This is a genomic window from Streptomyces sp. UW30 (assembly GCF_008042075.1).
In the GTDB taxonomy this organism is placed as follows: domain Bacteria; phylum Actinomycetota; class Actinomycetes; order Streptomycetales; family Streptomycetaceae; genus Streptomyces.
In genome coordinates, this window is the sequence record NZ_RDBN01000053.1 from 1481222 (window position 1) to 1490112 (window position 8891).

Annotated in this window: 6 protein-coding genes; 3 read left to right on the plus strand and 3 right to left on the minus strand. The window is 71.3% G+C overall.

Translation table 11 applies throughout. The annotated features are described in order from the left end of the window. Positions 1-522: 522 nt before the first annotated feature. Entirely contained in the window at positions 523-1071 is a 549-nt protein-coding gene (locus EAO75_RS41170) for a MarR family winged helix-turn-helix transcriptional regulator (protein ID WP_148000145.1), read from the minus strand. A 132-nt stretch (positions 1072-1203) separates the two neighbouring features. Here EAO75_RS41170 and EAO75_RS41175 point away from each other — a divergent pair, with 132 nt between their 5' ends. Continuing rightward, a complete protein-coding gene (locus tag EAO75_RS41175; RefSeq protein ID WP_187284817.1) occupies positions 1204-2472 on the plus strand; it encodes an MFS transporter in 1269 nt (422 codons plus the stop codon). 241 nt (positions 2473-2713) lie between these two features. Here the strand turns inward: EAO75_RS41175 and EAO75_RS41180 are convergent, their stop codons facing one another. Next, positions 2714-4381, minus strand: a complete 1668-nt coding sequence (locus EAO75_RS41180) for a SpoIIE family protein phosphatase (protein ID WP_148000147.1) — start codon at positions 4379-4381, stop codon at positions 2714-2716. A 196-nt stretch (positions 4382-4577) separates the two neighbouring features. Next, positions 4578-5957, minus strand: coding sequence for an NAD(P)/FAD-dependent oxidoreductase (locus EAO75_RS41185; protein ID WP_148000148.1), 1380 nt, complete (start codon positions 5955-5957; stop codon positions 4578-4580). A gap of 385 nt (positions 5958-6342) precedes the next feature. Between EAO75_RS41185 and EAO75_RS41190 the strand changes: the two genes are divergently transcribed. Further along, positions 6343-7119 carry a TetR/AcrR family transcriptional regulator gene (locus EAO75_RS41190; RefSeq protein ID WP_148000149.1) on the plus strand — a complete coding sequence of 259 codons (777 nt, stop codon included), beginning with the start codon at positions 6343-6345 and terminating at the stop codon, positions 7117-7119. 312 nt (positions 7120-7431) lie between these two features. Next, on the plus strand, positions 7432-8891 hold a 1460-nt coding region (locus EAO75_RS41195; RefSeq protein ID WP_148000585.1), incomplete at its 3' end, for a sigma-70 family RNA polymerase sigma factor.

Consider the following 8891-nt stretch of genomic DNA (forward strand, 5'->3'; position numbering starts at 1 on the left):
ACATATCTGGCGTTGATTTTTGGCACGCTGTTGAGTTCTCAAGGAACGGACGCTTCCTTTGTACTCACCCTCTCGGGCTTTCCTCCGGGCGCTTCCCTTCGGTCTTGCGTTTCCGACTCTATCAGACCGTTTCCCGATCCGATTTCCTCGGTGCTTTCCAGGTTCCCGCTTTCGCGTTTCCCTTTCCGGCGGTTCCGACTCTATCAGATCCTTTCGGGCCTGACTCCCAGTCAGCGGGTTTTGCCTTCCCGGCCGTTGGGCCGTTCCGACGTCTCAAACCTTAGCGGACTCTCTCGGTGATTCCCAATCGGGCTACCGAGTCCCAATTCGAATTGAATTCGGGCATGCCGAAATCGACCCGGTTGGGAGATCGTGCTGGTGGTTTGGTTGCCGCTCTCGCGGCGGGAGGTGCTGTCGCAGAACCGTTACGGCTCAGCGGCAACCCGGAGAACTTTACGGATCGGGCAAGGGGCTGTCAAGCATCCCCTGTCAAGATCTTTTCCCGAGGTGCCGCACCCCGCGTCAGTCCAGGTCGCTGAGGCGTCCGCCGGCATCCGGCTGGGCGTGCTCCACCCTACGGAGCAGGCGGGTCAGGGCGTCACCGAGGGCGGTGCGCTCGTCCGGCGAGAGGTCCTGGAGGAGCTCCTCCTCGAAGACCGACGCGAGGCGCATCGCCTCCAGCCACTTCTCGCGCCCCTCCGCGGTCAGCTCCACGATGACGCGGACGCGGTTGGACTCGTCGCGCTCGCGGGTGACCAGGCCCTCGGCGAGCATGCGGTCGATCCGATGGGTCATCGCGGCCGGCGTGAGGCCGAGGCGCTTGGCGAGGTCGCTCGGGCCCATGCGGTACGGGGCGCCGGAGAGGACGAGCGCCTTGAGGACCTCCCACTCGGCGTTGCTGATGCCGAGAGCGGAGGTCTGGCGGCCGTAGGCGACGTTCATACGGCGGTTCAGACGGGACAGTGCCGAGACGATCTGCTCGACCTGGGGGTCGAGGTCCTGGAACTCGCGCTGGTAGGCGGCGATCTGTTCTTCGAGTGTCGGTTCGCCGATGTCGGGGGTGTCGCCCATGGGCCGAGTATGGCACGGGCCTGCTTGGCGTTGAAGTCCTTCGATGTGTACTGTTTAGCTTCGAACTTTAGCTTTGAAGTCTTCAGACCTACATCGAGAGAGGTGAACGTGACCAGGGCGATGGGCGCAGCGATGCGCCGGATCCACGTGGGCAACGCACTCAGCGCATTCGGGCTCGGCTTCACCGTCCCCTACCTGTACGTCTATGTGGCGCAGGTGCGGGGGCTGGGTGCCATGACGGCGGGGCTGGTCCTCGCCGTCTTCGCCGTGGCCGCACTGGTCGTGCTGCCGTTCGCCGGGCGGGCGATCGTCCGGCGTGGCCCGCTGCCGGTGCTGCTCGCCGCCCTGGTCACCGCCGCGCTCGGAGCGCTGAGCCTCGGACTCGCGGGCACCGCGACGGCCGTACTGCTGTCGGCGGCGGCGCTCGGGGCGGGGCAGGCCGTGATGCAGCCGGCGCTCGCGACGATGATCGTGGACTGCTCCTCGGCGGAGACCCGGTCGCGGGCGTTCGCGACGCAGTTCTTTCTGCAGAACCTGGGGCTCGGCGTGGGCGGGCTCATCGGTGGCCATCTCGTCGACACGACGAGCGTCTCGTCCTTCACTCTGCTGTTCGCGATCGAGGCGGCGATGTTCCTGCTGCTCGTCGTGGTGATGGCGACCGTACGGACGCCGCACGCACCGCGGGTCGACGGGGCGCCGACGGGTTCGTCGGCGAAGGGCAGCTGGAAGCAGATGCTCCAGAACCGGGCGATGGTGCAGCTGTGCGTGCTGGGCTTCGTGCTGTTCTTCGCCTGCTACGGGCAGTTCGAGTCGGGGCTGAGTGCGTACGGGGTCGAGGCGGCCGGGGTTTCCACGTCGGGGCTGGGGACCGCGTTGGCGGCCAACACCGCGATGATCGTCGTGGCGCAGTTCGCCGTGCTGAAGTTCGTCGAGCGGCGCCGGCGGTCGCGGGTGATCGCGGCCGTGGGGCTGATCTGGGCCGTGGCCTGGGTCGCGGCGGGGTATGCCGGGCTCGGGAACGGGAGCAAGGAGATGGCCACGGCGGCCTTCATCTCCACGTACGCGCTGTTCGGGCTGGGTGAGGCGATGTTGTCGCCGACGGTCGCTCCGCTGGTCGCGGATCTGGCGCCGAGTGGGATGGCCGGGCAGTACAACTCCGCGTTCGCCCTGGTGAAGCAGTTGGCGCTGGCGGTGGGGCCGGCTGTGGGCGGGCCCATGGGGGCGGCGCTGCACGGGCCGTATGTCGTGACGTTCCTGCTGTTCTCGCTGGGGATCACCTATCTCGCGCTGCGGCTGGGGCGTCAGCTCAGTGCGGTGCAGGATCAGCCGTGGCTGGGCAAGAGCCGGGTTGTGGCGCAGGGGGCGGGCTCGCCGGTGGGGCAGCCGCAGGCTCACGCCTGAGTTTGTCGCCCCCTCCGCCCTTACCCGTCCCTCCCCCAAGCTCTCGGCTTCGCTCGAGCAGGGGGGACCCCCATCCAGGGACTCTGCCCCTTCGGCCCCGGTGCCTTCTGGGGGCTGCCGCCCCCAGACCCCCGCATCGGCCCTGAAAGGGCCTCGTCCTCAGACTCCCCCAAGCTCTTCGAGCAGGAGGGACCCCCAGACGGGCTGAAAGACGCCGGCCGGCGTTGACGAGTACGGCTCGTCAGCGGCCCGACCCCTTCGGCAATACGAACTCGCACCACACCGCCTTCCCGCCCCCCGGCGTTCGTCTGGAGCCCCAGGCCGAGGCGATGGTAGCGACGATGGCGATGCCTCGGCCCGATTCGTCGGCCGGTTCGGCTCGGCGGCGGCGTGGGAGGTGGTCGTCGCCGTCGGTGACCTCGATGATCAGGCGGCGGTCGGTGCGGCGCAGGCGTAGGCGCATGGGTGGGGTGCCGTGCTGGAGCGAGTTGGCGACCAGTTCGCTGGTCGCGAGGACGCCCAGGTCGTGCAGCTCGGTCGGGAAGCGCCAGCTCGTCAGGACGCCGGAGGCGAAGGCACGCGCGCGTGGGGCGGCCTCCACACCGCCGAGGAGTTCGAGCGCGGCGTTGCGGAAGAGGTCGCCGTCGGGGCCGGTGCGGGCCGGGTGCTGGAGGACGAGGACGGCGACGTCGTCGTCGTGGTCGGCGGTGACGCCCGCCGAGCGGACCAGGCGGTCGCAGACGACCTGGGGGGTGCCGGTCGCGCCGGCGAGGGCGCGTTCCAGGGACGCGATGCCCTCGTCCAGGTCCTCGTCCCGGCGTTCCACCAGGCCGTCCGTGTAGAGGACGGCTGTGGAGCCGGGGCTCAGGGCGATCGAGCCGGACGCGTGCATCCAGCCGCCCGTGCCGAGGGGCGGGCCGGTGGGTTCGTCGGCTCGCTGGACCTCGCCGTGCTCGTCGCGGACCAGGATCGGGAGGTGGCCCGCGGAGGCGTACACCAGGCGGCCCTCGTTCGGGTCGTGGATGGCGTAGACGCAGGTCGCGATCTGGTTGGCGTCGATTTCCGTGGCCAGGCCGTCCAGGAGCTGGAGCACCTCGTGCGGGGGGAGGTCTAGGCGGGCGTAGGCCCGCACGGCCGTGCGGAGCTGGCCCATGACCGCGGCCGCTCGTACCCCTCTGCCCATGACGTCGCCGATCACCAGGGCGGTGCGGCCGCCGCCCAGGGTGATCACGTCGTACCAGTCGCCGCCGACCGCCGCCTCGGTGCCGCCGGGGTGGTAGGTGGCGGCGATGCGCAGGTCGTCCGGTTCTTCGAGCTCCTGGGGGAGGAGGGAGCGCTGGAGGGTGACGGCCGTTTCGCGCTGGCGGCGTTCGCTGGCGCGCAGGCGCTCGGCGGCTTCCGCGTGGTCGGTGACGTCGGTGGCGAAGACGAGGACACCGCTGCCGCCGCCGTCGCCCTCCGCCACCGGGGTGCAGGTGAAGGTGTAGGAGCGGCCGTCGGGGGCCTTGCGGGACTTGAGGGTGCGGGGCTTGCCGCTGCGCAGAACCTGGTCCAGGAGGGGGAGCAGGCCCAGTTCGGCCAGCTCGGGGAGGGCCTCGCGGGCGGGTTCGCCCGGGGGGCGTTCGCCGAAGGCCGTCGCGTAGGCGCCGTTGACGTAGGCGACGCGGTGGTCGGTGCCGTGGACCAGGGCGACCAGGGCCGGGACGCGGTCGAGGACCTCACGGACCGGCAGCTCGTCCACTCCCGGGATCGGCTCGGCCTCGTCGGTGAGTTGTTCGACGCGGGCCGCGGGGACGGCGCTCGCGCTCTCTCCCCGGCGGTCCGGGGTGGCCGCCGCCGCGGTTTCGGTCCGCGCTGCGGCGCGGCGCTGCGTTCCGGGGAGCCGGGCGCTCCAGCGCGTGAAGTTCACGAATCCTTGCCTCGTGTCGTCGTCTTCGGCCAGCTCCGGACCCGGCCGGGGGTCTGAGGGGCGGCGGCACCCCGGGGTTGCAGCACTGTGGGCAGAGCCTCGCGGTCGGGATCGGTTCGGGATCAGTCTGGCAGTGCGGCCGACCTGGCCGACACCCGTCAGACGCCTGCCCTGTCGGTGGAGTTCCTGGGTCCGGTCAGGACGACCCCTTCGTGTCGTCTCCCGGGTTGAGGTGATGCTTTCCACCGGCCGCGAGTTCGAACTCCGCTCGGGGATGTTCGAGTGAACCGAGGGAGACGATCTCCCTCTTGAACAGGCCCGACAGTGTCCATTCGGCCAGGACGCGGGCCTTGCGGTTGAAGGTCGGCACCCTGCTCAGGTGGTAGATGCGGTGCATGAACCAGGCAGGGTAGCCCTTCAGCCTGCGCCCGTAGACCTGTGCGACGCCCTTGTGGAAGCCGAGGGAGGCGACGGAGCCCGCGTACTTGTGTGCGTACGTCTCCAGGGGTTCGCCGCGCAGGGTGTGGACGATGTTGTCGCCGAGGACCTTCGCCTGGCGCACGGCGTGCTGGGCGTTGGGCGCGCAGTCCGTGCCGGGTTCGCCCGCGGTGACGTCGGGGACGGCGGCGGCGTCTCCCGCGGACCACGCGTGCGTGGCGCCGTCGATCGTCAGCTCGGGGGTGCATTTCAGCCTGCCGCGCTCATTGAGGGGCAGGTCGGTCGCGGCGAGCACCGGGTGCGGTTTGACGCCGGCGGTCCAGACGACCGTACGGGTCGGGAAGCGGGCGCCGTCGCTGAGGACGGCGACGCGGTCGGCGCAGGACTCCAGGCGGGTGTGCAGGCGTACGTCGATGTTGCGGCGGCGCAGTTCGGTGACGGTGTAGCGGCCCATGTCCTCGCCGACCTCGGGCAGGATGCGGTCGGAGGCCTCGACCAGGATCCACTTCATGTCCTCGGGCCGGACGTTGTGGTAGTAGCGCGCGGCATAGCGGGCCATGTCCTCCAGCTCACCGAGCGCCTCGACACCGGCGTAGCCGCCGCCGACGAAGACGAAGGTGAGGGCCGCGTCGCGGATCGCGGGGTCGCGGGTGGAGGAGGCGATGTCCATCTGCTCGATGACGTGGTTGCGCAGGCCGATGGCCTCTTCGACGGTCTTGAAGCCGATGGCGTGCTCGGCGAGGCCGGGAATGGGCAGGGTGCGCGCGACGGAGCCGGGGGCGAGGACGAGTTCGTCGTACGACAGCTGTTCGGTGCCCGTGCCCTCCTCCTCCGAGGCGAGGGTGGTGAGGGTGGCGGTGCGCTTCGCGTGGTCGATCGCGGTGGCCTCGCCGATGATGATCCGGCACCCGGGCAGGACGCGGCGCAGCGGTACGACCACGTGGCGGGGAGAGATCGAGCCGGCGGCCGCTTCGGGGAGGAATGGCTGATACGTCATGTACGGGTCGGGAGAGACGACGGTGATCTCGGCTTCCCCCCGCCCGAGTTCCGGTTTCAGCCTCCGCTGGAGTCGCAGGGCCGTGTACATCCCGACGTAGCCGCCGCCGACAACGAGAATGCGCGCACGTTCCTTCACCATCCCATGACGCACCCGGCGCTTGCGTTTGTCCACAGGCTCGACAATTTGTGTGACCGGCGGCCGACGTCCCCGCGATTTGGCCGAATTGCCGGAGTGCGCGGAAACTTCGCAGGTCAGCGGGTGTGCGCCGAGGGATCGTAGGTGGCGCAATCGGGACGTAAACGACCCGTACTCCGATCGAGGGGCGCTCCGTGCGGAACCTGCCCCTTCTGAATTGACCCTCGCTCAACTATGTTCGTGTGTCGACGGGGTGTAGGGGGATGCGCTCTTCGGGTCCGCGAGTCGCACGAAACGGTCTCGGGGTCCGGGCTTGTTCCGCGACGCTCCGGCTTTGCAGTGACGGGGAGAGTCTCCGGGGGGAGACGTCATTACCGGGGGATCGCTTATGCATGTTCAGGATTCTCGATGGTCCACCGCATCCGCCATCGCACCGGGCGGCGGGATGGTGGGCGGCACGATGAGCGCGGCTGCGGGAAACGGACGCGGTGACGCGTCGCGGACACCGCCGCTGCGCGTGGACGCACAGCGCAATCTGGAGCACGTGCTGCGTGCGGCGCGCGAAGTCTTCGGCGAGCTGGGATACGGCGCGCCGATGGAGGACGTGGCGCGGCGCGCGCGGGTCGGCGTCGGGACGGTGTACCGGCGCTTCCCGAGCAAGGACGTCCTGGTGCGACGGATAGCCGAGGAGGAGACGTCCCGGCTGACCGACCAGGCACGTGCCGCGCTCGGCCAGGAGGACGAGCCGTGGTCGGCGCTGTCGCGCTTCCTGCGCACGTCGGTGGCCTCGGGCGCGGGCCGGCTGCTCCCGCCGCAGGTGCTGCGGGTCGGGGTCGCCGAGGACGGCGCCGGGCCCGACGAGGCGCGGGTGCCGCAGCAGCGGATGCAGCCGGGCACCGGTGAGCTGCGGTTGGTGCCCGAACAGCCGGCGGCGGCCGACCCGGTGGACGACGCGGGCGCGGCGGCGCTGCTCGACGTGGTGGGCCAGCTCGTGGAGCGGGCGCGCGCGGCGGGTGCGCTGCGGACCGACGTCTCGGTGTCGGACGTCCTGCTGGTGATCGCGACGGCGGCGCCCTCGCTGCCGGACCCGGCGCAGCAGGCGGCGGCCTCGGCGCGGTTGCTGGACATCCTGCTGGAGGGGTTGCGGTCGCGGCCTCAGGCGTGAGCCCGGCCGATGCGACGACCGTGACGTCAACGGGGTGCCCTATGGGCAACGGGTGACCGGGAGGCGGGGTGCCGCACCGCCCTCGCCTCGCACACCCTCGCGGAACATGCCGGGCATTTCGGATGCCGACCTCAACTCCCGCCCGGCGACGGCTGCTTGAACCTTCCCCGCAGGGGCGAGGGCTGGTACTGGGTTGCGGGAAGTCCCCTCGGACGGGTGGATGTCCGCACGGGTGGGTCCTGACCAAAAGCCAATGTGGCACCCTGACCCGGTGTCCGGGACTGGTGCAGCTGGCGGCGGGGGCTTTCCGCGATGAGCGTTGACGGGTGGGACGAGTCACGCGGTGACGGGGAGTCGGCGACTCCCCAGGTGCCGAGCCAGGGCGGACGCGCGGACCTGCCGCCGGGCGGCTCCCCGGCGGAGCACCGACCGCGAGGCCGTGCGCAGCGCGGCGCCGACGGCGGCGTCCCGGCCCAGCGCGACCGGCGCGAGGACAGCGCGCTGCCACCGCCGCTGGAGCTGCCGCCCTCGGACACCGACCTGATCGGCCGGATGCGCTCCGGCGACGACAGCGCCTACGAGGAGCTGTACCGGCGCCACGCCGAAGCGGTGCGCCGCTACGCGCGCACCTGCTGCCGCGACGCCCACACCGCGGACGACCTCACGGCCGAGGTCTTCGCCCGCATGCTCCAGGCGGTACGCGGCGGTTCCGGGCCCGAGCACGCCGTACGCGCCTATCTGCTCACCTCGATCCGGCGGGCCGCAGCGGACTGGACCAAGTCGGCGCGGCGCGAGCAACTGGTCGACGACTTCGCGGTGTTTGCCGCGCAGTCCTCGCGGGTGGCCGAGGTGTCCGACGACGACACGTTGGATCTCGGCGCGGACGTACGCGCGATGCACGAGGCCGAGCAGTCCATGGCCATGCAGGCCTTCCGGTCGCTGCCCGAGCGCTGGCAGGCCGTGCTGTGGCACACCGAGGTCGAGGACGAGTCGCCCAGCGAGGTCGCCACGCTCTTCGGGCTCGACGCCAACGGCACGCGCGTGCTCGCCAGCCGCGCCCGCGAGGGGCTCAAGCAGGCCTACCTCCAGGCCCATGTCAGCGCCAGCCTCGCCGGCGACGAGGAGTGCTCCCGCTACGCCGACCGGCTCGGCGCCTACGCCCGCGGCAGCCTGCGCACCCGCGCCGAACGGGGTCTGCGCAAGCACCTGGAGGAGTGCGCCAAGTGCCGGCTGGCCGCCGGCCAGATCAAGGAAGTCGCGAGCGGTATCCCCGCCGTCGTGCCGGTGGCGGTCATCGGCTGGTTCGGCGCCGCCGGGTATGCCAAGGCGGCCGGGCTCATCGCCGGCGGTGCCGGGGCGGGCGCGGCCGGTGCCGCGGGGGCGGCCGCGGCGACGAGCGGCGGTTCGTCGAGCGGTGCCGGTGGTGCGGGTGGGGCCGGTGCCGCGGGCGGAAGTTCGTCCGGCGGGGCCGGCGCCGGGAGCGGTGCGGCGGCCTCCGAGGGAGTGGGCGCGCCGTTGAAGGCCGGTATCGCCGCCGGTGTGGTCGCCGTGGGCGTTGCGGCGGCGATCGTGCTCACGCTGGCCGGCAACGACAATCCGGCCAAGCCCGCGGACGCCAAGCAGCCTCCCGTCCCCTCCCCCATCGTCGAGGAGGCCAAGGGGGAGTACGAGGAGGCGCTGGACCTCGCCCACGAGGTGGGCGCGTACACCGAGACGCCCTTCCTCATCGCCCGCCTCGCCGAGATCGCCTACCGCTCGGGCGATCGTGAAGG

Coding starts and splice junctions, on each gene's coding strand:
- EAO75_RS41175 (WP_187284817.1), top strand. CDS start 1,204: ATGCGCCGGATCCACGTGGGCAACGCACTCAGCGCATTCGGGCTCGGC.
- EAO75_RS41190 (WP_148000149.1), top strand. CDS start 6,343: ATGCATGTTCAGGATTCTCGATGGTCCACCGCATCCGCCATCGCACCG.
- EAO75_RS41170 (WP_148000145.1), bottom strand. CDS start 1,071: ATGGGCGACACCCCCGACATCGGCGAACCGACACTCGAAGAACAGATC.
- EAO75_RS41185 (WP_148000148.1), bottom strand. CDS start 5,957: ATGGTGAAGGAACGTGCGCGCATTCTCGTTGTCGGCGGCGGCTACGTC.